Source organism: Telluribacter roseus (assembly GCF_017355915.2).
Lineage (GTDB): Bacteria > Bacteroidota > Bacteroidia > Cytophagales > Spirosomataceae > Telluribacter.
In genome coordinates this window covers 505287-527971 of the sequence record NZ_JAFEUV020000002.1, presented here as the reverse complement: position 1 = coordinate 527971, position 22685 = coordinate 505287, and the positions used below count along the sequence as shown (strand labels likewise).

Sequence of the window (22685 nt, the reverse complement as noted above, 5' to 3'; positions counted from 1 at the left end):
CCGCCCGGCTTTGCTATTTATTTGCCATCTTCATCTCAAGAAACTCTTTATGCCACTTCATTTTTTCTCTAACCAGCTCCCTGATCTCTTCATCTGTTAGCTGCTCGTCATATTTTTTTTCCAACTTATTTTCAGAGTTCCTCTTAACTACATAGGTATTGCTACCAAGCATAATATATATTTCAGTATAAAAGCTAAAGCTGCCATATTCAACATGGTTGAATGTTTCGTAAGAATAACACATTCTGAATTGAGCCGTATCAGCTATGATAGCATTCTTATCTACTGGTAATGAAGAAAAATTATACTTTACAAATGTAGTAGAGCTACTAGCTCCTGCAGTATTCAATAATTCAAAAGTAACCTTAGATCCAGTATAAAACCTCTCAAACTTCTTCCCTTCTTCCACAAACTTCTGAAATAAAGGAACAATAGACTGGTGGTACAGCTCCTGTACTACCTCCACCGTTTTTTCCACCTCCTGATTTCCCTGCTTTAAACGACGCTCCAGCAGTGCCAGCTCTTTATCAAAGTCATCCGGCTCTTCAATACTTTCTCCTTTGGCACCCCGAATCATTAGCCCCATCGACCTAATTAAGTTCGTAGCTATATAATTGATAAATGGTTCAATAATACCGGCATCTGCTTGACGTAGCGCTGACAGATAATTACTTTTATCTTCGGTTTTAATGACAACGGGCGGAAAGCCGTCCTTCATCAGTATAAAATTCATCAGAATCCGGGCTGTTCGGCCATTGCCGTCGTCGAAGGGGTGGATTCTGATGAACCTATAATGAAACTCGGCTGCCAGCAGAACAGCATTTACTTCGTCAGAAGTAGTTTTTTCCCGATACCACTTCATCAAATCGTCCATTTGAGCGGGCGTCTCTTCGGGCGTGGCAAAATAAAATATCTCCCCCGTCGACGTCTGTACATGATTTGGTGAACTTTTGTATTTTCCTACCTCCACCTTCTTTTTGGTAGGTCTTCCTTCGGATGTAATGGCTTCAACCCAATATGATTCCTTGAGCAACAACTGGTGTAATTCTCGGATGAAGCTCTCAGTCAGAGGGTACTCACCTTTCACCCTCTCCATTACCCATTCAATAGCCTCATTATGCCCTTCTATCTCCAAATGGTCTTTTAGAGGCTTCCCCTGAGCTGTAATACCAAAAAGAAGCAGTGCTTTCGTCTCGCCATAGGTAAGGGAATTCCCTTCTAAGTGATTGGAATGGTAGTTCCAATCTAACCGAAACTTTTGCATAATTCGCATCTCCTGCTCCTTACTAAGAGGCCTCAACGAATCTAGTTCTTCCTTAAGTACCAGAGCTTTTTCTATAGGGTTCATAACTATTAGTCGGTTCAAGGTAAATATATAGCATTACTGATAGAAACGTTGATGATGCTCCATAATAGGTAGAACAACAGCAGGGCCGAATAGAGTTGTATCCATTCGGCCCTGCTGTTGTTTTTTAAAGCTTTACAGCTCTTTACGCCTCATCCTCATGGATGGTGATCTTCGTGATCTTATCTCCCTGACGGATATCATCGATTACATCTACGCCCTCCACCACTTTACCGAAGCAGGTATGGTTACGGTCGAGGTGGGCCGTGTGGCGGCGGCTGTGGCAGATAAAGAACTGCGATCCACCCGTGTTACGTCCGGCGTGAGCCATCGACAGTACGCCGCGGTCGTGGTATTGGTTCTCACCTTCCAGTTCACAAGGGATATGGTACCCCGGACCGCCACGGCCGGTACCCTGGGGGCAACCACCCTGGATTACGAAATCAGGAATAACCCGGTGAAACGTGAGGCCGTCGTAGAAGCCCTTCTTAGACAGATCTACAAAGTTCTTAACGGTATTGGGTGCGTCCTTCTCATAGAACTCGATCCACATCGTCCCCTTTTCGGTGACCATTTCAGCTTTCAACATAGCAAATATTTTATGTGATTAGGGATAAAAACGTATAAGCCCCCGGACTGTTTACGATCAGTCGGAACAAATACTTTACAAAGTTAAAGACTCCCGCTTGGGATTTGAAAGCTATCAATTAATTTAGACTTTGATAACTAGCAAATTATCTGATAAGTAACCCATTGCCTCTATTAAAAAATAATTACCCTTTCTGTTTGTGATGAAGAAACTTGTACTGTTCGCGGCTCTGCTGCTTGCAGCCAATGGTATGGCCCAAAGCTCAGATGCCTATTTTACCTCTTACCCCACCCTTACCCCAGATGCCCGAACCGTTATTTTCAGCTACGAATCCGACCTGTGGAAAGCAGATCTGAGTACTGGATCGGCTATGCGCCTTACGGCCATGCAAGGCACCGAAACCCGCCCGCGCGTATCGCCCGACGGAAAGTGGATTGCCTTCTCCAGCAACGAAAACGGTAACACCGACGTATACGTAATGCCCGTAGCGGGAGGTCCCGTACGGCAGCTTACCTACCACAGCTCGTACGATCTGGTAGAGGGATGGTCATGGGACTCTCAGAGCATCTACTTTGAATCCGGTGTGCAGAACTCGGGTACTACCTATGCCATAGACCTGAAAGGCGGTACGCCCCGGCGTCTGTTCAGGCACTACTTCAACCGTATTCACAACGTAGCCGAGGCTCCCAACGGAGAACTATTCTTCAACGATACCTGGGAAAGCGGCAGCCAGGCCATGCGTAAGGGCTACCAGGGCGAATACAACCCAGACATTCAATCGTACAACCTGAAGACCAAAGAACACAAGCGCTATACCGACTACCGTGGTAAAGATATGTGGGCCACCGTAGACCGGAATGGAAAGATCTACTTCGTGTCTGATGAGACCAACGGCCAGTACAACCTGTATACGTTTGAAGATGGGAAGAAGACCCCGCTGACCAGCTTTAAGGAGTCGATCAAGCGCCCGCAGGTAAGTGCCGACGGCAGCAAAGTAGTATTTGAGAAAGACTATCAGCTATGGCAGTATGACGTAGCGAGCCGCGCGGCCCAGCCGCTACGGCTCAGCCTGGTACAGAATAGCACCCTTCCCAAAGCGCAGGAATTTACTACCAGAGATAAAATCACGGCCTTTGACGTAGCTCCGGACAATAAGAAACTCGCCTTTGTATCGCGGGGTGAGCTGTTTGTTTCAGACCACGAAGGCAAGTACGTGAAGCAGCTACCTACCCGTACCGACGCCCGCGTGCTGGAAGTAAAGTGGCTGGCCGACAGCATATCGCTCATCTACAGCCAGACCGTAGGCGGGTACCCCAACTGGTTTACGATCCGGGCAGATGGCAAAGGCGGCGAAAAACAACTGACCACCGACGCTCAGAGCAACCGCAACCTCAGCCTGAATAAGAAACGTACCCTGGGGGTGTACCTGAGCGGGCGCAACGAAGTCAGGATCATCGATCTCAAAACACTCCAGAGCAAAACCGTACTGAAAGAGGAGCTTTGGGGCATCCAGAACGATGTACCCAGCTTTTCTCCCAACGGTGAGTACCTCTTGTTTACGGCCTATCGCGATTTCGAGCGGGATATTTTTATTCACCACATCAAGAACAACACCACCCTGAACCTTACCCAGACGGGTATATCCGAGGTAGAGCCCACGTGGTCACCGGATGGCAAGTACCTGTTCTTTGCCTGTGACCGTATGAACCCTTCGTACCCCTTTGGGATGCAGAGCCCCAAAGTATACCGCATGGCCCTCACTAAGTTGGATGATGCCTACCGAAGCGAAAAGTTTGAGGAGCTGTTCAAGAAGGAAAGCCCGATTGCAGAGGGTACCACTAACGACAAAGACAAAAAGGAAGACGGTAAGAAGAAAGGCAAAAGCACAAAGATCGAGGAAAAGAAGCCGGAAGAAGCTCCTATCAAGCCCATAGCGCTGGACCTGGAAGATATCCTGGACCGCATGGAGCAGGTAAGTCCCTCGTTTGGAGCCCAGGGGTCACCACTGGTAATTCAGAGGGACAACAAGACGTTCGTATTCTATATTTCGGATCATGATAAGGGCAGAGAAGGCCTGTGGCGCACTACCTACGAGCCTTTCGAATCTCCCAAAACCGAAAAAGTAGAGGATGGTGTAGGCGGCTTTGAGGTAGCGCAGGCTGATGATAAGTACTACCTGCTGATCAACGGGACTATCCGGAAGTTTAACTACGAGGGCTGCCGGGCAGAGCCTATTTATATTAACTACACATTTCAGCGCAACCTGGCGGGTGAGTTTAACCAGATGTTCCATGAGGCATGGGCCGGCGTGGAGGAAAACTTTTACAGTGAGACCTTCCACGGCACCAACTGGAAAGCCATCCGCGACCGCTATGCTACGTTCCTGCCCCACCTGACCAACCGCGATGATTTCCGTACGCTCTTCAATGACATGCTGGGCGAGCTGAATGCCTCGCACTTGGGCTTGTACTCCAATGGCCCCGAAGAGAAGGTATACTACAAAAACAGCACGCTTGAAACGGGGATTCTGTTCGAGGAGGAGCATCCGTACACGGTACACCGTATCATAAAGCGAAGCGCCGCCGACAAGGCTGGCAAAAAGATCCTGCCCGGTGACCAGCTCACTCACGTCAATGGTGTAGCTGTTGAGTCCCAGCAAAACCGTGACTTGTACTTTACCAAGCCCTCCCTCGAGCAGGAGGTAGAGCTAACCTTACGCAGAAAAGGAGCCGATACATCATACACAGTTCGTATTCATCCGCAGGCATCACTGGGCAGCAACCTGTACGACGAGTGGATCGACTGGAATCAGAAGTACGTAGATGATAAAAGTAAGAAGCGCATTGCCTACGTACACATGAAGAACATGGGACAGCAGGAGTATGAGCGTTTTGTCGTAGATATGACCCGTGACTGGTACAAGAAAGACGCCCTGATCCTGGACCTGCGCTACAATACCGGAGGCAACGTACACGACCTGGTACTCAACTTCCTGTCGCAGCGCCCCTACCTGCAGTGGAAGTACCGCGAGGGTGCCCTCACTCCTCAGCCTAACTTCGGGGTAGCGGCCAAGCCCATTGTGCTACTGATCAACGAACAGTCGCTCTCGGATGCGGAGATGACGGCCGCCGGATTCAAGCAACTGAAGCTGGGTAAGGTCATCGGAACCGAGACCTACCGCTGGATCATCTTTACCTCGGGTAAGGGACTGGTAGATGGCTCTTTTTATAGGCTTCCCTCCTGGGGCTGCTTTACCCTTGATGGCAAAAACCTGGAAAAAGAGGGAGTCACACCCGATATTTACGTAAAGCAAACCTTTACAGACCGCCTCAATGACCTGGACCCCCAGCTGGACAAAGCCATTGAAGAACTCACAAAGGCGCTGTAATAGCCCTAAAAATTAAGAGCCTCCCCGGGTAGGGAGGCTCTTAATTTTACTACTGCGTCTTACATGTAGAATGAAGGCTGGTATTATGAACCCGCAGTGGCCAAGGCCTTACGAGGTATAGCACCTTCTTCTAATAATTTCTTTGTTTCATTGATTTTGGCCACTCGAATAAATACATCATCCGCTCCCCACTCTTTGCATCGATCAGGGTTGGTGAACCATTCTTTAGCAGCTACTAATCTGAACACGTACTGTGAGGTCTCTTGGTTCATTCGCAGTCTGAAGTAATCTTCGTTCTGCTGTTGGTTTACATGCCGCCGGATACGGGTGGGGCCTGCATTATAAGCCGCCGCTACCAGCGTCCAGGAACCTAACTGACGGTGTAGTCTCAGCAGGTATTTGCAGGCAGCATGCGTAGACTTAATCAGATTTTTTCGTTCATCAACAGTATCATCCACTTTCAAACCAAATTCGCGGGCCGTTTCGGGCATAAATTGCCAGTAGCCAACAGCTCCTTTAGGCGACACGGCCGAGGCCGTCATAGTGCTTTCTACTATAGGGATGTACTTCAGATCGGTAGGAATACCGTAACGTTGAAGAATGGGCTCGATAACCTTCATGTTACCTTGCACCCGTTTTCTCATTCTTCGGAAGGTGGGATTGTCGTAGTCTTTGATAGTTCGCTGATAGCGCTTGGCTACGTACGCTTGCTTAAGAGGAATGGTATCGCCGCAAAAATCGATATCAATAAGCTCAGTATCAATATCCACATCCTCCACAAATACAACCTCTTTCTTTCCCTCTACAACTTTCTCTACACTCTGATTACTAAACTTAAATACTCCAAAAGACGCAACAGCAAGCATAAAAAACAGGATTCGTAGCATGCATTGTTTGTTTGGTTCTACATAATTTAATACTCAGGCTTTATAACGGCATAGTACATAAAAATGTTTCACAGAAAGTAAAAATCTGATTTACAAGGGGTAATAGTTTATCACCATTGCACTAAAACGAGTAGAGCAAAAACGCAGGTATGCTTTTTATGCAATTCGATTTTCATCGAAATTGACGGATAAAAGCAATAAATACCCTTGGAGCAGGGTATAACGAAGCAAAAGCTAATAGTAAGATACCAGGAGGAAAAAATCCTAAAAAAATCCTAACGAAAGTAACGGGAGGGCTGCCAAAGGAGGGGTCAAATACCCCTCTTTAAGGAGCGAATATATAACAATAAATTAAAATGCAAGAAGAGTAGGTATAAAACTTATCAGATGGTTATATACAAAGGTGCGACTCCATAGCTCAAGTACCTATATATAATGCAAAGCTACAACATATAAATACAATAACAAGGTACTACCAACTCACCGGATCAAGTACCTCCAAGCCTCTTAAAAACCACCTTACCCCCACGCTCCAACGGCTCCCACCCCGCCCTGCAAGTGACGAATGGTGTGGTTGGGTAAAGCTTTGCGGAGCTGCTCGGCGGCCCTACGGCTGCGCATACCCGACTGGCAGTACAGGACAATATCCTGGTGTGGCTGAATGTCCGGCAGGTACTGCGTCAGGGTATTAAGCGGCCAGTTGACTCCACCGATATCGAACCGCTCGCGCTCGTGCGGCTCGCGGACATCAATCAATAAGGGAGGCTGGGGGCTTTCCAGTAGCTCCAGTAGTTCTGGGTACGTTAGCTCTTCTATCTCCCGATCAGGTACCGCACAGGCCAGTCCATAGTCAGCCTGCAGGCCCCGCCGCTCCCGGGAAGCCGGATCAGCTTCGAAGCGGTACGTCTGGAAAGTGGATCTGAGGGCATCGTACAGCAGCAACCTGCCGCTCAGCACCTCACCCGCCCCCGTAATGAGCTTGATCACCTCCGTAGCCTGCAGGGTACCAATGACTCCCGGAAGGATACCCAGTACGCCCACCTCAGCACAATTAGGTACTTCGTTATCGGCGGGAGGCACCGGATACAGGCAGCGGTAGGTAGGACCACCCTGGTAATTGAATACCGTCACCTGTCCTTCAAACTTAAAGATCGAGCCAAACACCAGGGGCTTGTCCAGCAGCAGGCAGGCATCGTTGACGAGGTAGCGGGTAGGAAAGTTATCCGATCCATCTACTACAATATCGTAGTCCGCCATCAGGCGCAGGACGTTATTGCTGGTTAGCTGTTCGTTATAAGGCTGGATGCTGATGTACGGATTCAACGCCTTCAGACGCTCAGCCGCGGCCAGTGCCTTGGACTTACCTATATCATCCACGCCAAACAGTACCTGCCGGTGCAGATTGCTGGCTTCGACCTTATCAAAATCAATTACACCCAGGGTACCTACTCCCGCCGCCGCCAGATACGTCAGGATAGGACAGCCCAGACCGCCCGCCCCGATGACCAGCACGCGGGCCTGCTTAAGGCGCTGTTGACCTTCATGACCAAATTCCGGAAGCGATAACTGACGGGCGTAAAATTGCTGTTCCTGAGGTGAAAACATAGCTGATATCGAAAAATGATAGAATCGTTCGTAGGCTTTAAAGACCGGGAACCGTAAATTTCGGATGAGCTGGGGTAGCCGGTAGTGGATACCGCTCCCAAGTACACTAATTTCTTGCAAGAAAATGGTTACCGTTCAGGAAGCAAAACAAAAGGTCATTGAAAATACGTTCCCGCTGTCGGTGGAGGAGCGCGATGTCATCGAAGCCGTCAGCTATGTAATAGCCACCGACGTACGGGCGCCACTGTCACTTCCCCTTTTCCGGCAGTCGTCGATGGATGGCTACGCCATTCACCACGAAGATATCGGTCAGTCCGGTGTGGCACTACCCGTAGTAGCGGAGTCGCAGGCGGGAGCGTCCGAACTGCTCCATCTGGAACGCGGTACGGCCGTCAGGATATTTACGGGGGCTCCCGTGCCGGACGGAGCCACGGCCGTAGTGATGCAGGAAAAAACGGAACGGGATGCCGACACGGTACTTATTAACGAATATCCGGTATACGAAAAGCAGAATGTACGCGCCATCGGGCAGCAGATCAGAGAAGGCGCCGTAGCCCTTCCCACTGGCACCTACCTGACGCCCGGCTCCGTAGGCTTCCTGCTGGGTATGAACGTACGGCGTGTGGAGGTATACCGTAAGCCTAAGGTAGGCATACTGGTTACGGGCGACGAGCTGGTGCAGCCGGGGAATGAACTACGATTCGGACAGGTATACGAGTCCAACTCTACCATGCTGGCGGCTACCTTGCGTCAGGAGGGCATTACCCAAATAAGTATTAAGTACGTAGAGGACAATCCCGAAGCTACTACCCAGGCGCTCCGCGAGCTGACTGAGCAGAATGACGTGGTACTGGCAACGGGAGGTATATCCGTAGGTGAATACGATTATGTAGGAAAATCATTGGAGGAAATAGGCGTAGAAACCATTTTCTACAAGGTACGCCAGCGCCCCGGCAAACCACTGCTGTTTGGCAAGCGGGAGAGTACGTTGTTCTTTGCCCTGCCTGGCAATCCGGCCTCCTCACTGGTATGCTACTACGAGTATGTACTGCCAGCGCTTCGCCGCCTGTCGGGTAAGACAGATGCCTTTCTGCCGACGGTACGCCTGCCCATCACCCACCCGTACTCATTCAAAGGTGAGCGGGATGAGCTGCTGAAAGCCTCCGCTACTACTACTGGTGTAACGCCCCTGGAAGGACAGGAATCCTTTGCACTACGCTCCTTCGCGGTAGCCAACGCCTTGATCCACCTGCCTTCTACCCAGCAGTCGGTACAGCCGGGCGAGCTGGTAGAGGTGCATTTATTGCCATTTTTCTGTTAGAGAGAGTTGATAATCACCGCGAAGGCAACTGTAGCACCTTACTTTGCGTTATGGAATTATTAATTGATTTTACCACAGAGGTACTTAGAGTAGACTCTGTGAAACCAGGTGCTAACCTCTTAAAACTCTGTGGTAAAAAATAAAAAAAGCCTATTGCCTACAGCTTACAGCCTAAAGCCAACAAAATGACCATTAGTATTCTATACTTCGGAATGCTTGCCGAAGCCACCGGTCACCCCTCCGAAACCTGGGAGGCCACCGATCCGCTTTCAGTAGGGCAGCTCCGCGAACAGCTTTTACAAAAGTACCCTGTCCTGCGCGACCGCAAGTTTCAGGTGGCAGTCAACCAGCAGATCGCTGATTCGGCCATGTCTATTAACACCAACGCTGAGGTAGCCCTGCTTCCTCCCTTTGCAGGCGGATAGTACCAGCCTTAATAGTCACGCAGATACAGTATTCCTTCATTCGTAGACAATGGAAAAAACTCATACACCAAAAAAGGTATTCGTGGATGGGCCTATCAGCCCCCAGTTCGTTAGCGATTCTATAGCCAAGCACCAGTCCAAGACTAACATCGGAGCACATTCCATCTTTTTAGGGCAGATTCGGGCCGACCAAAAAGAAGGTGGCGTTGTGACGGGCATCGAGTATACTGCCTATACCGACATGGCCGAGAAGGTATTCCACGAGATTCGTGAAGCCGCTTTTGCTAAGTTCGACCTGGTGTGTATGCATATCTACCACAGCCTCGGCCTGGTACCTACGGGTGAGGTCAGTCTCTTTGTCTTTGTTTCCTCCGCCCATCGTAGGGCTAGTTTTGAAGCGCTGGAGTACGTAGTAGAAGAAATTAAAGCCAAGGTACCTATCTTTGGAAAAGAGCTCGTCGGCGAAACAGGCGAATATACCTGGAAAGAGAACAAGTAACATGGTTGATATTACCCATAAGACGAATACCCTACGTATTGCTACGGCACAGGCTATTGTGCAGGTGAGCAAGCCGGAAACCATCGAAGCCATTCTGAATCGTACGGTACCTAAGGGGGATGTGTACGAAATGGCCAAAGCCGCCGGACTGCTGGCCGTGAAGAAAACGCCCTACATGCTGCCCGACTGCCATCCGCTGCCCATTGAATCCACTACGGTGACCTACCGGGTGGAGGACCTGACGGTAGTGGTGGAGATGACGGTGAAGACCATTTATAAAACTGGAGTCGAGGTGGAGGCTATGCACGGGGTGTCGGTAGTAGCGCTGACCATGTACGACATGCTGAAGCCCATTGACAAGGGCGTAGAGATCCGGCATATCAAACTACTGGAAAAGAAAGGCGGTAAAAGTGATCGCAAGGCCCAGATGCCTGACCTCAAAACCGCCGTAGTAGTATGCTCAGACAGTATCGCGCAGGGTATTGGTGAAGATAAATCCGGCCGACGCATTATCGAAAAGCTGGAACCGTATCAGATTAAAGTGAGCGATTACAGCATAGTACCCGACGAAAAGGCTGCCATTCAGGAAAAGATCAAAGGCCTTTGTGCTCTGGGCTACCGCCTTGTACTGATCACAGGCGGTACCGGTCTTTCGCCCCGTGACGTTACGCCCGAAGCCGTGGGTGAACTGATAGATAGACCCATTGACGGCATTGTCGAGACTGCTCGCCAATACGGTCAGCAACGCATCCCGACGGCCATGCTCTCGCGTGCGGTGGCTGGCTTGGTTGGTAATACCCTTGTCATTACCATGCCTGGTAGTACGGGCGGAGTGACCGAAAACATGGATGCTTTATTCCCGCACGTATTGCATGTGTTCAGCGTTATGGAAGGAGCCAGGCACTAGAGAGCTGTTAGCCTTTAGGTATTAGGAGTTAGTTTTTTTGAGTTTTAGGCAAAAAGTTGTTCCGTAGCATGTAGAGACACAGGCTAGGAATAATAACCTTTTTTATATGCATCAAGTACTTTCTGAAAATATGGATAGGATTCAGGATTTGTGCAAGAGGTACAATGTAAAGTTTCTTTTTGCCTTTGGCTCCGTATGTGCCGACCGCTTTTCAGAAAATAGCGATATTGACCTGCTGGTTACGTTTCACCCGATGGACTATGGCGACTATGCAGATGCTTATTTTGAATTGGCAGATAATTTAGAAGAACTTTTGCATCGTCCGGTGGACCTTGTTACTGATAAATCTTTGGCCAATCCTTATTTCATAGATTCTGTTAATAAGACCAAAGTACTTCTCTATGAATCCAGAAGTCAAAAAGTACCTGTATGATATACAGGAGGCCATAACTTCAATAAAAAATTATCTTGGCGATATACGTGATTTTAGTAGCTATAAATCTAATAAAATGCTACGCAGAGCAGTAGAAAGAGAGTTCGAGATAATTGGAGAGGCCATGACTCGAATTGAAAAGCTTGATCCATCTGTCTCTATCTCCAGAAAGAAGCAGATTATCAGTATGCGAAACAGAGTGATTCACGGTTATGATAAAATTGATGATGAGATAGTATGGGGTACTATTGTGAGGCATCTACCCGTTCTAAAAGGTGAAATAGACAAATTGTTAAGCGAATGAACCCACCCATTGTAGATAAATTCGGACGCGTCCATAACTACCTCCGCATCTCCCTGACGGACAAGTGCAACCTGCGCTGCAACTACTGCATGCCGCAGGAGGATATGCAGTTTATGCCGTCGTCCTGGCTGATGTCAGCGGAGGAGATTCAGACGCTGGCAGGAATCTTTGTGGAGATGGGAGTACAGAAGATACGTCTGACGGGCGGTGAGCCACTGGTACGGAAGGACGTTGGTCAGATCATCGAGTCACTGGGCCAACTGCCGACTTCGCTTACCCTGACTACCAATGCCGTCTTCATTGAGCAGTACATTGACACATTGAAGAATGCCGGCGTACGCTCGCTAAATATTAGTCTGGATACACTGGACGAAGAGCGCTTCCGCAGTATTACCAAACGCGACCACTTCACCAAGACACTCGCCAACATTCGCATGCTGCTAACCGAAGGATTCAGCGTAAAGCTGAACATGGTGGTAATGCGGGATGTGAACGTGGAAGAGGTCAACGACTTTGTGCGCATGACGCTGACCGAGCCTAATCTGCACGTACGGTTTATTGAGTTTATGCCTTTCAACGGCAACCAGTGGGACTTCTCTCGTATTGTTACCTATAATGATTTGCTGAGTCGGGTTAGTGAGGAGTTCCTTTTTGCGCCGCTACCCGGCGAGCCCAATGATACTGCCCGTACTTTCCGGGTAGAAGGTGGTCAGGGTACCTTTGGCATCATTAGTACTATAACTAACCATTTCTGCGATAGCTGCAACCGCATCCGCCTCACCGCCGACGGCAAGCTCAAGAACTGCCTCTTCGACACCTCGGAAGTAGACCTGCTGAAGCCCCTGCGCCGGGGAGAGGATGTGCGGGCGATTATCTATGACCACTTCCAGCAGAAACACTTCGCCCACGGGGGCCATACCGAGTTCACCAACAAGGATGCTAAGACCGAGTACGAGCAGAACCGCCGTATGATCGCGATTGGGGGGTAGATACAAGTACCTGTCCTGTAGAATTACATGCTGAGCTTATAGGTTCCAAAGTAATGAACTATGAAGACAACTCTTACTCCACATACAGGCGTTACTATTCCAGAGCCTATCTGGTCATTAGCTAACTCTATGAAGGCGGCGCTTCGAGAGCACTACGGAGAGCGATTAGAAAAAGTTATCCTATACGGTTCCTATGCCCGTGGTGATTATCATTCTGAATCTGATGTAGACCTCCTAGTTGTGCTTAATGATATAGAGGTTGATGCAGCCGCCGAACGAAAAGCTTTGTTTGACCTTTGGTTTGAAGTCTTCTTCTCAAAATCTATTAAGTTCTCGCTCCATCCGGTATCTCTACGCGCTTATATTGATAAAGCCAACTTCCTATATCATTTCGTTCAAAAGGAGGGCATTGAGCTTTGAAAGAACTGGTCCAAAAAGGGATAGCGCAGGCACATGAAGACCTGGCCGCAGCTCAAGTACTGATATCCGCTGGCTTTTACGGTGCCAGCATCAATCGAGCTTACTATGCCATGTTCAATCTTACTCGTACACTGTTGCACCTGAAAGGGGTACATGCCAAAACACATCAGGGCGCTATCAGCAAATTCAATGAATTGTACGTTAAAAGTGGCCTTCTTCCCATTGAACTTTCTAAGAAATTGAGTAGAACAGAGGAACTACGAGAGGCCGCTGATTATGATTTAGACTCCCACTCTTCCAAAGAAGAGGCTGCTCAGGCCATAGAGGATGCCACATCCTTCATGGCAGAAGTAACGCAGTACCTACGTATTCAAAACATTACCTAATACTTTCCCCCCTACCGACTATTCCGCTCCAGTGAGTCGAAGTCGGGCATGCCGGAGCGCTCCTCCCGCTTACGGACTCCGAAGTTGTACCGCAGGCTGAGGCCTACGCGGCGGGTATCGTTGATACGTGCACCCGAGGCAGCGATGGAGCCCTGGTTGAGCGTGAACTGGTACTTATTGGTAAAGAACACATCACTGACGCTCAGGCTCAACAGCATCTTTTTGTTCATGAGCTGCCGGTTGAGGTTCAGGTTGACATTGCCGAAGTTACTGAGCTCGTAGAACTGTAGCTGCCCCTTCATCCGGTAAAAGCCGTTGAGGCTTAGGGTAGTCAGCGCTCCCATTTTCAGCTGGTGGTAGGTAAAGAGCGTGGTGCTGCCGCGCTGAAACTCCAGCGGGCTGTTTTCGTACTCGCCCCGGTAGTCGTTGTAGTTGTACTGCAGCCCTACCACAAAGAAGTACTTCCCACCGGGCGGAATGGCTCCCAGCAGACGGAAATAGGTTTCAGCGTTGCGCCCCAGATTGTCGTACGAGCGGTAGGCTACGGCTGGATTACGCGGGTCCTGGTAAAGTACATTTGTAAAAATATCCTCCGTATAGTTGCGCCCGATGGCAAAGATGGGCCGCTCATCTACGCTGATGTTCACTTCGTAGTTTTGGGTGAACTGAGGCCGCAGAGCCGGGTTACCGGTCTCGTAGAGGTACTGATCCACGAAGCGCGCGAAGGGGTTGAGGTATTCGTAGGTGGGACGCGTGATGGAGCGGCGCATCACCAGGTAGCTCCGCAGCTCGTAGCCTGCGATCTTACCTACCCTACGGCTAAAATAGAGGTAAGGGAAGAGGTCAGTGCGGTTGATGCGGAAGGAAGTATCGGACGGAATGTGCTGCCGCCCGTTCATGATGGTATTCTCTAGCCGGGCTCCTACTTTTAGCAGGAAGGCACCGAAGGTCTTGGAGCCCTGCAGGTAGGCGGCGTTGATGTTGTCGCGGTAGGTAAAGGTATTAGTACGGAAATTATCCTGCTCCCGCTGGTCACCTACCCCTATAAAGTAGTCGGTACCGCTGTTGAAACCCTGGAAGGTTGATTTCAGCCCCGCTTCCAGCGCTATCTGCCTGGGTAGCTTGTAGCGGGCATCCACCTGCCCCGACCACAGGTGCCGGCGATTGGTCCACTCTCCGTCGCCTGCCAGCTCCGTTACCTGTGGCAGCCGGAAGAGGGTCTGGTAGTCCTGGCGGCCCCGGTTTTCGAAGTACCCGTACGAGAAGTCAGTGGTGATCTCGGAGCCTTCCTCGTTGATCTTGTACTTAGACGTAACACCCTGGCTTACCGAAAACACATTGGAGTGGTTCTGCAGGTAGTTGGTATTATAGCTCAGCAGGGTACTTACATCAGGTGTACTGATAATGCTCTCGTTCGTGGAGGAGGAATTAGTGCCGTTGTAGTTGATCCGGCTGTCGTAGTTGACCTCCCATTTCGGAGATAGCTCGTACCCGAAACCAAAGCCCGCGTAGGCAACATCCGACGGAAAGATTGTAAAAGCCTGCTGAGCGATGCGGTTGCCGTTGGCGAGCAGGCGCTCTGTCTCTACCCGCTCGTAGGTATTGCGGCGGGAGTAGTTGAGGTTGAGGTACGAATGCCGCTTACCTACCTGGTTGTTCAGGTTCAGGCCCAGCATCTGGTTGCCGTAGCTCCCCTGGTTAAAGGACGCGTTCACCGAGCCAGTTAGCCCTATTTTCACTCCTTTCTTAAGTACTATATTCACTACCCCACCGCTGCCGCTGGCGTCGTAGCGGGCCGAGGGAGTACGCAGTACCTCTATATGCGCTATACTGTTAGGCGGCAGGCTTTTGAGCATGGAGGCAATGTCGGCCGTACTCATGCGCTGCTCCCGACCGTTGATGTAGATAGTAGCGGGCGTGGTGCTGCTCAGGTACACGTTGCCGTCCGGGTCCACAAACAGCCCTGGTGTCTTCTCAAGTACCTCCAGGGTGCTGGTACTGGTACTTACGATCGGCTCCGGGTCTACGATCAGTTTATCCTCTTCCTGCCGCATCAGGGGGCGGGCCGCCGTTACCTGCACTTCCTGCAGGAACTGGCTTTCTTCGGTGAGGGTAAACGTAAAACTTCTTTGCTGCTCTGATACAGCCAGCGACCGTCGTAGCTCCCGGTACCCTATGGAGGTAGCTATCAGCAGGTAGGGCCGGGCCGGAGTCAAAACAAAGCTGACAGTACCCAGTGTATCCGTAATGCCCGCCTGAGCCACGGATGAGTCTGCATTCAGCACCCGTACCGTAGCCCCCACGATGGGATCCTTGGAGGGTTCGGTCAGTTTAATATGCACAGGGACCGTTTGCGCAAGCAGGCCCAAAGAGGTAAGAAAAAGTAAAGTTGAGAGAATAAACTTCTGCATGTATAAATTCAGCAATCACGTACAACACAAACCCATTAAGAGCAACGACGAATTCTGTATTAGTGGTAAATAGAAAATACAGAAAATGGACAGGTTGTTACCTCCAGTACATCATATTCATCCTATAATTGTCACTTCCTTCCACAAAGCTACTACGGATAGGGCAGGAGAAGAAAACTATTTTACCTAATCAGGTAGGTGCTGGTCTTTTATTGGCCTTACTACTGGTAGAAACCATTGCAATAAAAGTAGTAGATTAGCCTAAGGATTCTAATCACATACCCATGAAGCAACCTCATTCCCTCAACCGCCGGAAGTTCATCGCCCGTACGGCCCAGTCCGCTGGTCTGCTGGCTTTGGCTGACCTGAAGCCATGGCTTCCAACCTTTCCCGACTTTCAAACTAAAAAGTCTGTAACGGTACAGGAAGTGATTGACCTGATCCTGAAAGAGGGCGGACTATCCCCTCTGAAAGAAACCGTCGATACGCTCAAATCCGGCCAGAGCAGCCAGGTCGTAAGCGGCATCGTAACTACCATGTTTCCGACCACCGCTGTTATCGAAGAGGCGGCGCGGCTGGGAGCCAATTTTATCATGGCCCACGAGCCCACCTTCTACAACCACCTCGACAAGCCTGACTGGGTAGAAAACAATAGCGTGGTAAAACAGAAGCAGCAACTGCTGGATAAGCATAAAATAGTAGTCTGGCGCTTTCATGACTACATTCACCGCCTCACTCCTGACGCCATCAGCTACGGCGTTGTCAAAAAAGCCAACTGGCTGCCTTACTACAAGACCGGCCAGCCCATACTCACCATCCCATCGGTACCGCTGAAACAACTGGTACAGCATCTCAAGTCATCCCTCGGTATTACACAACTGCGGGTGGTGGGCGATCCTGATCAGGCTTGCCAGCGCATTGGCCTGCTGCCGGGTGCCATTGGCGGTCAACGACAAGTGGCCCTGGCTGAGCGCGAAAAACCCGATGTGCTGATCGTGGGCGAAGCACCGGAGTGGGAAACGGTGGAGTACATCCGCGACGCCCGCCTGCAGGGGCGTACCATATCCCTGATCGTGCTGGGCCATGCCGTCAGCGAAGAGCCGGGTATGGAGTACTTTGTAGACTGGCTAAAGCCTAAGCTCCCCGACCTGAAAATTACACATGTAGCTTCCAAAGACCCTTTTAAATGGATGTAGACTTATGAAAGGAGCTATACTAGCCGCCAGCGTAACAGCCACTTTACTGGTGGCGACCTTGGCCTGCCAAACCTCAAATACCCCAACCGATATGCCCGCAACTGACCGTAAATGGTGGAAAGAAGCCATTGTATACCAGATATATCCCCGTAGCTTCCAGGACAGCGACGGGGATGGCGTTGGTGATCTTAAGGGCATACTATCCAGGCTGGACTATATCAAGAGCCTGGGTATTACGGCTGTCTGGCTCAACCCCATTTACTCCTCCCCCAACGACGACAATGGCTACGACATCAGCGACTACCGGGGTATTATGCGGGAGTTCGGGACGATGGAAGACTTTGATGCCCTGCTAAAAGGGATGCACGACCGCGGTATCAAACTGATCATGGACCTGGTTGTCAACCACAGCAGCGACGAGCACGAGTGGTTCCAGCAAAGCCGTAGTTCCCGCACCAACCCCTACCGCAACTACTACCACTGGTGGCCCGCGGAGAAAGGCACTCCTCCCTACCGGTACAGCCTCTTCGACGTCAACCACGACGCCTGGGCCTATGACTCGCTCACCAATGCCTACTATCTGCATTACTTCTCCCGCAAGCAGCCCGATCTTAACTGGGAAAACCCGAAGGTGAGGCAGGAGGTGTACGATATCATGAAGTTCTGGGCTGATAAAGGGGTGGATGGCTTCCGGCTGGATGCCTTTCAGTTTGCCGCCAAAGACACCACTTTTCCGGAGTTCCCCAAAGGATACGAGAAAAACTTCACGCTATACTACGCCATGCAGGGCAATCTGCACGAGTACCTAAAGGAGATGAACCGCGAGGTATTCAGCAAGTATGATGTTATGAGTGTAGCCGAAGGAGCGGGTAATACCTTTGAAGACGCCCATAATCTGGTAGATGCCGACCGCCAGGAGCTTAATATGGCTTATGCCTTCGAAGGCGTAGATATCGCGAAGCCCGAAGGATACAGCCTGCTCACATTCAAGGAGGTTTTCAGCCGCTGGGACAGCTCCTTTGCCGAAAAAGGGTGGCTGTCTATCTTCCTGGCCAACCACGACCAGGCCCGGATGGTCAGCCGGTTTGGCAATGACAGTCCGGAGTTTCGGGCACCGTCGTCCAAGATGCTCTCTACCTTTATCATGACTATGCGCGGCACCCCCTACTACTACTACGGCGACGAGCTGGGTATGACCAATGGTGACTTTCAGCGTATTGAGGAGTTCAGGGATGTACAAACGCTTAATGAGTACCAGTACCAGAAAAACCAGGGAGCGGATATGGCCAGGTTTCTGGAACGCAAAAAGTTTGAATCAAGGGATAATGGCCGCACTCCTTTCCAATGGGATGACTCCCGACATGCTGGCTTTACCACCGGTACCCCTTGGATAAAAGTAGCCCCCAACTACAAAACCATCAACGCTGCCGCCCAGGAAAAAGACCCCAACAGTTGCCTCAACTACTTCCGCGAACTGGTGAAGCTGCGTAAGAATAACCTGGCACTTGTCTACGGCGACTATACCCTCCTGGACGAGGCCAATCCCAACACCTACTCCTACACCCGCGAGTTGGATGGCAAGAAATTTCTGATCCTGCTGAATTTCACAAGTACCCCTGCCTCTACCAACACCGGTCTTGATGTAAGCAAGGCCAGGGTGGTACTAGGTAACTACCCCCAACCTTCCAGAGATGGAAAGCTGCAGCCCTACGAATCGGTAATTTATGAATTGCCGTAAGAAGTACGGGTATTCTTTTGAGGAGTCACAACTAATGACAAACCTAAACCCCAATCTATCTATGAACAAAATAGTACTTCTCAGCTTGTTGGCATTCATGAGTTTGGTTTCCTGCAATCAGGAGAAACAACAGGATATACAATCAGAAGCCGTCGGGACGGGGGCTGGAGCCAAAAATAGTGAAGTAGTAAATAAGCTCTATGAATACTTCAACCGGCACGAATGGGATAGAATGGCTAGCTTGTATGCTGAAACTGCTGAGTTCAAAGATCCCTCACTAGGGACAGGAACCGTAAAGCAGACCCGTGAGCAAACCATTCAGAAGTACAGCGAAATGAGCAAGATGTTTCCGGACATTGCGGATAAAGTAGTGAGTGTTTATCCTACTAATGGCAAGGAAGTCATTGTAGAGTTTATATCAACTGGAACTGCACCCGACGGTTCCAAATTCGAACTACCTATATGCACGATCTTTACGATAGAAGATGGGCTGATCACAAAGGATTATACCTACTATGACAATTTCTAGTAATTAGCGCTACCAGTTCCTAAATATAAGGTTAGTACACAAGTGCTACTAGTTATTAATAGATGAATTAGTTTGTAAACTACTGTCAGGCTGAGCGAACAGGGCCGCCTGGCGGTCGAAGCCCTACTCGTCCTCGACCACAGCGGAGGCCGCTCCGCTCGGACTGACACAATTAAGCAGACTTTACATTTTAATGCACTGCTCTATAACGGGTGAAAACAACAATAGCCTGGATCCTAAGAGAGCCAGGCTATTACGTTAGGACCTAAACTGCCTCAACCTTCGTCTTCAGGTACGCTACCAGTACTTCCAGACCAGTGTCGAAGCGGTGGTTGTTGTTGATGACGATGTCGGCTTCGGAGCGCAGGGGCTTAATGTACTTTTCGTAGGTAGGCGCTACGTGGTGTTCCCAGCGGTACAGTACATCGTCGAGATCGTAGCCACGCTCGTTGTTGTCCCGGATAATGCGCCGTTTGATCTTCACGTACTCTTTAGTATCTACGAATATTTTGAGGTCGATGAGCCGGGCTACCTCGGGATAGTAGTACACAAAGATACCTTCAACAATAATGATAGGGAGGGGGTTAAAAGTCAGTACCTTGGGTTCAAGCAGAGGATTATTGAAGGTATACTCCTTTTGCTGAACTACATTTCCCTGCCGCAGCTCCGCTATATGCCTCGCAAACAACTGGTGATCAATAGCCTCCGGCAAATCGAAATTAGCCACTCCATTCTCATCCCTCGGAATCTCATTGATCGGGCGATAGTAGTTATCCTGCGAGAGTCGGCAGATGTGCTGTTCGCTGAATGATTCAATGAGCTTCTTCATAAAGTACGTCTTTCCCGACGCACTACCTCCTGTAATACCGATAATAAAAGGGGGCTTTTGCTGACTTGTCATGTTTTTAGTTTGCAATGAAAAACGGTAGTGGGTTACTCTACCTCTATGTTGAGCGCGATTAATTGCAAAATTACAAAGTACTGGATACTCAACCGAATATTATTCTGAATTAGGACAAAACCTATTCCACTACAGCCAACTTTCCGGCCACACTTTCCGTTCCATCGGGGGCTATAAGAAGTACAAGATATATGCCACCGCGCGCTCTGCGGCCTGTATAATCCCGTAAATCCCAAGAAGCCGTTCCGCCCTGAGAGCGGGTTTCGTGTACCAGTCGTCCCGACAGGTCCGTAATTTTTACTACGGTATTCTCCACCAGTCCCTTTACCCCCACTACTCCGTCATAGCCCGGCCTGACCGGATTCGGGAAGAGGGCAACTGTATTTGTGACCAAGGTTGGCTCGGGCGAAGTAGCGCCGCTGCGGTACGAAACCATGCCATTGGGGGTATCAACGTAGAGGTAGCCGGTACTATCAGCAAAGCGTAAGGCACGTATGTGATCCGTCGGTAAGGGGCTATTCTGAGCGGTAAACTGCTGAATTAGCTCGATACCATCAGGGGAGAATAGGTACAGGCCGCTGCGGGTACCGATCCACTTGCGGTTGCCGGGCTCCACGGCCAGTGCGGTGGCCCGCTCGCTGGAGAGGAGGCGACGCTGGCCGTAGATAGGAAGTACCGCATCTATGCGCCCTCCCGCTAGTACTCCGTCCGGCACAAAGTACCCCACGCCCCGGTCGCTCGCAAACCAGACTAAACCATCGCGGTCCACTACTATACTATTGACCGTAGCCGAGGGCAGACCACCATTACCCAGTGAGGTAGAGAGGTAGCGTTGCCGACCAGTACTGTGGTCACTGACCACGATGCCTCCACCCAGGTAGGTAGGTAGGCGCGTCCACTGCAGTCCGTTGCGGTCCAGCATTGTGGAGTCAGCCCGTACCGCTATGGTCGTATCGGCCGTGGGGGGGCTGTACGAGCGAAAGGCTTCTCCTGCGTTACCCAGTAATCCATTTCTGAGGTCAGCTATCCACAGGGTACCGACAGCCTCTACAGCAGCGTCCTGCGGACTTACGATCAAAGGGTGCTGATACACCGTAGGCGGAGCCGGTGGAGCCAGTACTACTACCTGATTATCCAGCATAGCTAGAAGTTTCCCACTAGCCGAACGCAGACTAACCGTTGATCCAGTACCAGGATAAGCTAAGTTCCAGTTAATACCCTCCCTCCTGTACACGCCCCTGCCCGAAAAGCCGGCATAGAGGGTGCCATTCGCTACCGCGACTGAGCGTGGCGTGGAGAACGGGATAGGTACTGCTTTCCAGTTGCCAAAGAACTGCCGGTTTATAGTAGGGTCTAAGCTAGTAGTCAATAGTCCCTGTGAGGTAACGGCGTAGAGGCTATCGGTGGTAAAAGCCAGGCTATTTACCGCCACTTCGGCCCCGGCCGGTCCAATGTACCGGTACGTCTCACGTACTTCCCGACGCTGCGGGTCCAGTACTATGACGCCAAAACTAGTAGATAAATACGCCAACCCCTCGTGGAATTGGATATCCCGTACCCGACGGTTTTCGGGCAGATCAGCCGCATTACGCAGCAGGGGCCAGTTCAGGATCTGGGTAGGTTCCGCCTTTTCATCCAGGTATAACAGGTCCAGGTTACCACTGCGGTACCCCAGCAGCAGGAGCCGTATGGCAGGATCATACGCCATGGCACTCACTCCCACATCACTCAGCCCGGTGGCTTTGGAATATTCGACAGTACTATCGTCGGAAGGATTGACACTGAAAAGGCCGTTGTAGGTAGCGCAGAAGACCCGTCCCTCCACCAGCTCTACACTATGGGCGGACAGGTAGCTAAAGTGGGTTCGCCAGGCGCCAAGTGGGACATCCTGTGCATAGCTCCTATATAGAGTTAATAGTAGTACTAGTATAAGGAAGAGCCTCCTCATACGCCATACGCAGTCAGTACCAGTCGGCGGCCGGAGGCGTGGTCACGGTGCTCGCACAGGTAGATACCCTGCCAGGTACCCAGGTTCAGACGACCATTGGTAATGGGTATGGTGACGGAGCTATCCAGCAGCGAAGCCTTGATATGCGCCGGCATGTCGTCCGGTCCCTCGTAGTTGTGGCGGTAGTAGGGAGCATTTTCGGGTACCATCACATTGAAATGGCTCTCAAAGTCATGGCGTACCGTTGGGTCAGCGTTTTCGTTGATCGTCAGGCTGGCTGAGGTATGCTGGATAAATACGTGGAGAAGTCCGGCTTTGATCTGCCGGATCTCGGGCAAAGCCCTGAGTACGCGGTCAGAGATAAGGTGAAAGCCGCGGGGAAACGGCGGCAATGAGCATTCGTTCTGAAATACGAGCATGCGTTATAGTAAGAAAGTACTTTTGCTCAGCTCGAGACATAATCA

21 protein-coding genes are annotated in these 22685 nt (G+C 50.4%); 13 read left to right on the top strand and 8 right to left on the bottom strand.

Going from position 1 to position 22685, the window contains the following annotated elements; translation table 11 throughout:
• Positions 1–13: 13 nt before the first annotated feature.
• Together JTN23_RS05495 and JTN23_RS05490 are read right to left on the bottom strand one after the other, a co-directional pair.
• Positions 14–1348, bottom strand: coding sequence for a Fic family protein (locus JTN23_RS05495; RefSeq protein WP_247232947.1), 1335 nt, complete (start codon positions 1346–1348; stop codon positions 14–16).
• 142 nt (positions 1349–1490) lie between these two features.
• The gene (locus tag JTN23_RS05490) at positions 1491–1934 is read right to left on the bottom strand and encodes a peptidylprolyl isomerase (protein ID WP_247232946.1); all 444 of its coding nucleotides are present in this window, start codon (positions 1932–1934) and stop codon (positions 1491–1493) included.
• Positions 1935–2136: 202 nt separating this feature from the next.
• Here JTN23_RS05490 and JTN23_RS05485 point away from each other — a divergent pair, with 202 nt between their 5' ends.
• The gene (locus JTN23_RS05485) at positions 2137–5322 is read left to right on the top strand and encodes a S41 family peptidase (RefSeq protein ID WP_247232945.1); all 3186 of its coding nucleotides are present in this window, start codon (positions 2137–2139) and stop codon (positions 5320–5322) included.
• Between the two features lie 83 nt (positions 5323–5405).
• On the opposite strand, the gene JTN23_RS05480 is transcribed toward JTN23_RS05485, so the two are convergent.
• Both JTN23_RS05480 and moeB read right to left on the bottom strand, forming a co-directional pair.
• Complete coding sequence (locus JTN23_RS05480; RefSeq protein WP_247232944.1) at positions 5406–6209, bottom strand: lytic transglycosylase domain-containing protein; 804 nt, start codon at positions 6207–6209, stop codon at positions 5406–5408.
• 519 nt (positions 6210–6728) lie between these two features.
• Entirely contained in the window at positions 6729–7934 is a 1206-nt protein-coding gene (gene moeB, locus JTN23_RS05475) for a HesA/MoeB/ThiF family protein (protein ID WP_247232943.1), read from the bottom strand.
• 4 nt (positions 7935–7938) lie between these two features.
• On the opposite strand from moeB, the gene JTN23_RS05470 reads away from it, so the two are divergent.
• The 9 genes from JTN23_RS05470 (at position 7939) to JTN23_RS05430 (ending at position 13498) form a co-directional block, all read left to right on the top strand.
• Positions 7939–9135: a molybdopterin molybdotransferase MoeA gene (locus JTN23_RS05470; protein ID WP_247232942.1), complete on the top strand. Its 1197-nt coding sequence runs from the start codon at positions 7939–7941 to the stop codon at positions 9133–9135.
• Positions 9136–9320: 185 nt separating this feature from the next.
• Entirely contained in the window at positions 9321–9560 is a 240-nt protein-coding gene (locus JTN23_RS05465) for a MoaD/ThiS family protein (RefSeq protein ID WP_247232941.1), read from the top strand.
• Positions 9561–9609: 49 nt separating this feature from the next.
• Entirely contained in the window at positions 9610–10059 is a 450-nt protein-coding gene (locus JTN23_RS05460; RefSeq protein WP_247232939.1) for a molybdenum cofactor biosynthesis protein MoaE, read from the top strand.
• Between the two features lies 1 nt (position 10060).
• Positions 10061–10966: a bifunctional molybdenum cofactor biosynthesis protein MoaC/MoaB gene (moaCB, locus tag JTN23_RS05455; RefSeq protein ID WP_247232938.1), complete on the top strand. Its 906-nt coding sequence runs from the start codon at positions 10061–10063 to the stop codon at positions 10964–10966.
• 106 nt (positions 10967–11072) lie between these two features.
• Positions 11073–11399 (top strand): nucleotidyltransferase family protein, encoded by a 327-nt coding sequence (locus JTN23_RS05450; protein ID WP_247232937.1) that lies wholly within the window; start codon positions 11073–11075, stop codon positions 11397–11399.
• On the top strand, positions 11368–11703 hold the full coding sequence (locus JTN23_RS05445) for a HepT-like ribonuclease domain-containing protein (protein WP_247232936.1): 336 nt from the start codon (positions 11368–11370) through the stop codon (positions 11701–11703). Before JTN23_RS05450 ends, JTN23_RS05445 begins: the two co-directional genes overlap by 32 nt.
• Positions 11700–12692 (top strand): GTP 3',8-cyclase MoaA, encoded by a 993-nt coding sequence (gene moaA / locus JTN23_RS05440; RefSeq protein WP_247232935.1) that lies wholly within the window; start codon positions 11700–11702, stop codon positions 12690–12692. Before JTN23_RS05445 ends, moaA begins: the two co-directional genes overlap by 4 nt.
• Positions 12693–12752: 60 nt before the next feature.
• Positions 12753–13112 (top strand): nucleotidyltransferase domain-containing protein, encoded by a 360-nt coding sequence (locus tag JTN23_RS05435; RefSeq protein WP_247232934.1) that lies wholly within the window; start codon positions 12753–12755, stop codon positions 13110–13112.
• Positions 13109–13498, top strand: coding sequence for a HEPN domain-containing protein (locus JTN23_RS05430; RefSeq protein WP_247232933.1), 390 nt, complete (start codon positions 13109–13111; stop codon positions 13496–13498). Before JTN23_RS05435 ends, JTN23_RS05430 begins: the two co-directional genes overlap by 4 nt.
• Before the next feature lie 11 nt (positions 13499–13509).
• Here the strand turns inward: JTN23_RS05430 and JTN23_RS05425 are convergent, their stop codons facing one another.
• Positions 13510–15840: a TonB-dependent receptor gene (locus JTN23_RS05425; protein WP_247232931.1), complete on the bottom strand. Its 2331-nt coding sequence runs from the start codon at positions 15838–15840 to the stop codon at positions 13510–13512.
• 353 nt (positions 15841–16193) lie between these two features.
• Between JTN23_RS05425 and JTN23_RS05420 the strand changes: the two genes are divergently transcribed.
• The 3 genes from JTN23_RS05420 to JTN23_RS05410 all read left to right on the top strand — a co-directional run bounded on the left by JTN23_RS05420 (position 16194) and on the right by JTN23_RS05410 (position 19372).
• Complete coding sequence (locus JTN23_RS05420; RefSeq protein WP_247232928.1) at positions 16194–17105, top strand: Nif3-like dinuclear metal center hexameric protein; 912 nt, start codon at positions 16194–16196, stop codon at positions 17103–17105.
• 91 nt (positions 17106–17196) lie between these two features.
• On the top strand, positions 17197–18843 hold the full coding sequence (locus JTN23_RS05415; protein WP_247232927.1) for a glycoside hydrolase family 13 protein: 1647 nt from the start codon (positions 17197–17199) through the stop codon (positions 18841–18843).
• A gap of 61 nt (positions 18844–18904) precedes the next feature.
• Positions 18905–19372, top strand: coding sequence for a nuclear transport factor 2 family protein (locus JTN23_RS05410; RefSeq protein WP_247232925.1), 468 nt, complete (start codon positions 18905–18907; stop codon positions 19370–19372).
• Positions 19373–19637: 265 nt separating this feature from the next.
• On the opposite strand, the gene udk is transcribed toward JTN23_RS05410, so the two are convergent.
• The 3 genes from udk to JTN23_RS05395 form a co-directional block, all read right to left on the bottom strand.
• Positions 19638–20273, bottom strand: coding sequence for a uridine kinase (gene udk, locus JTN23_RS05405; protein ID WP_247232923.1), 636 nt, complete (start codon positions 20271–20273; stop codon positions 19638–19640).
• A 121-nt stretch (positions 20274–20394) separates the two neighbouring features.
• The gene (locus tag JTN23_RS05400; protein ID WP_247232921.1) at positions 20395–22221 is read right to left on the bottom strand and encodes a PorZ beta-propeller-like domain-containing protein; all 1827 of its coding nucleotides are present in this window, start codon (positions 22219–22221) and stop codon (positions 20395–20397) included.
• Positions 22218–22640 (bottom strand): secondary thiamine-phosphate synthase enzyme YjbQ, encoded by a 423-nt coding sequence (locus JTN23_RS05395; RefSeq protein WP_247232920.1) that lies wholly within the window; start codon positions 22638–22640, stop codon positions 22218–22220. Before JTN23_RS05395 ends, JTN23_RS05400 begins: the two co-directional genes overlap by 4 nt.
• Between the last annotated feature and the right edge of the window lie 45 nt (positions 22641–22685).

Excerpts from the sequence above, each read along its gene's own strand:
- JTN23_RS05495 (WP_247232947.1), bottom strand. The coding sequence starts at position 1,348 with ATGAACCCTATAGAAAAAGCTCTGGTACTTAAGGAAGAACTAGATTCG.
- JTN23_RS05490 (WP_247232946.1), bottom strand. The coding sequence starts at position 1,934 with ATGTTGAAAGCTGAAATGGTCACCGAAAAGGGGACGATGTGGATCGAG.
- JTN23_RS05485 (WP_247232945.1), top strand. The coding sequence starts at position 2,137 with ATGAAGAAACTTGTACTGTTCGCGGCTCTGCTGCTTGCAGCCAATGGT.
- JTN23_RS05480 (WP_247232944.1), bottom strand. The coding sequence starts at position 6,209 with ATGCTACGAATCCTGTTTTTTATGCTTGCTGTTGCGTCTTTTGGAGTA.
- JTN23_RS05470 (WP_247232942.1), top strand. The coding sequence starts at position 7,939 with ATGGTTACCGTTCAGGAAGCAAAACAAAAGGTCATTGAAAATACGTTC.
- JTN23_RS05465 (WP_247232941.1), top strand. The coding sequence starts at position 9,321 with ATGACCATTAGTATTCTATACTTCGGAATGCTTGCCGAAGCCACCGGT.
- JTN23_RS05460 (WP_247232939.1), top strand. The coding sequence starts at position 9,610 with ATGGAAAAAACTCATACACCAAAAAAGGTATTCGTGGATGGGCCTATC.
- moaCB (WP_247232938.1), top strand. The coding sequence starts at position 10,061 with ATGGTTGATATTACCCATAAGACGAATACCCTACGTATTGCTACGGCA.
- JTN23_RS05450 (WP_247232937.1), top strand. The coding sequence starts at position 11,073 with ATGCATCAAGTACTTTCTGAAAATATGGATAGGATTCAGGATTTGTGC.
- JTN23_RS05445 (WP_247232936.1), top strand. The coding sequence starts at position 11,368 with ATGAATCCAGAAGTCAAAAAGTACCTGTATGATATACAGGAGGCCATA.
- moaA (WP_247232935.1), top strand. The coding sequence starts at position 11,700 with ATGAACCCACCCATTGTAGATAAATTCGGACGCGTCCATAACTACCTC.
- JTN23_RS05435 (WP_247232934.1), top strand. The coding sequence starts at position 12,753 with ATGAAGACAACTCTTACTCCACATACAGGCGTTACTATTCCAGAGCCT.
- JTN23_RS05420 (WP_247232928.1), top strand. The coding sequence starts at position 16,194 with ATGAAGCAACCTCATTCCCTCAACCGCCGGAAGTTCATCGCCCGTACG.
- JTN23_RS05415 (WP_247232927.1), top strand. The coding sequence starts at position 17,197 with ATGCCCGCAACTGACCGTAAATGGTGGAAAGAAGCCATTGTATACCAG.
- JTN23_RS05410 (WP_247232925.1), top strand. The coding sequence starts at position 18,905 with ATGAACAAAATAGTACTTCTCAGCTTGTTGGCATTCATGAGTTTGGTT.
- udk (WP_247232923.1), bottom strand. The coding sequence starts at position 20,273 with ATGACAAGTCAGCAAAAGCCCCCTTTTATTATCGGTATTACAGGAGGT.
- JTN23_RS05400 (WP_247232921.1), bottom strand. The coding sequence starts at position 22,221 with ATGAGGAGGCTCTTCCTTATACTAGTACTACTATTAACTCTATATAGG.
- JTN23_RS05395 (WP_247232920.1), bottom strand. The coding sequence starts at position 22,640 with ATGCTCGTATTTCAGAACGAATGCTCATTGCCGCCGTTTCCCCGCGGC.